Below are 518 nucleotides of genomic sequence, written 5' to 3' on the forward strand. Positions count from 1 at the left end.
CCAGGCCGACATCGTCATCACCACCGCGCTGATCCCCGGGCGCAAGGCGCCGGTGCTGCTGCAGGAAGCGACCGTGCGGCAGATGAAGCCGGGCTCGGTGGTGGTGGACCTGGCCGCGGCCCAGGGCGGCAATTGCCCACTGACGGTGGCCGACCAGGTGGTCAACCACAACGGCGTGATCCTGATCGGACATACCAGCCTGGCCAGCATGGTGGCGGCCGACGCCTCGGCGCTCTATGCCCGCAACGTGCTGGATTTCCTCAAGCTCATCATCGGCAAGGATGGCCAGCTTGTTATCAACAAGGAAGACGACATCGTCGCCGCCTGCCTGATGACGCGGCGGGACGAACAGGCAGTGGCCTGATCAGGAGAACAATGATGGAAATGGTGAACCACACGGTGATCAACCTGATCATCTTCGTGCTGGCGATCTACGTGGGTTACCACGTGGTCTGGACCGTTACCCCCGCGCTGCATACGCCGTTGATGGCGGTGACCAATGCGATCTCGGCCATCAT

At 62.7% G+C, this 518-nt stretch carries 1 protein-coding gene and 1 pseudogene; both read left to right on the plus strand.

The window, feature by feature from the left end:
* Positions 1–364: pseudogene (locus U9J39_RS29420) on the plus strand (NAD(P)(+) transhydrogenase (Re/Si-specific) subunit alpha); the annotation flags it as partial.
* Between the two features lie 14 nt (positions 365–378).
* Positions 379–518, plus strand: a 140-nt coding sequence (locus tag U9J39_RS29425; protein WP_326348807.1) for a proton-translocating transhydrogenase family protein, incomplete at its 3' end; no start/stop codon positions are given.

This window comes from Cupriavidus sp. SS-3 (assembly GCF_035818815.1).
In the GTDB taxonomy this organism is placed as follows: Bacteria; Pseudomonadota; Gammaproteobacteria; order Burkholderiales; family Burkholderiaceae; genus Cupriavidus; species Cupriavidus taiwanensis_C.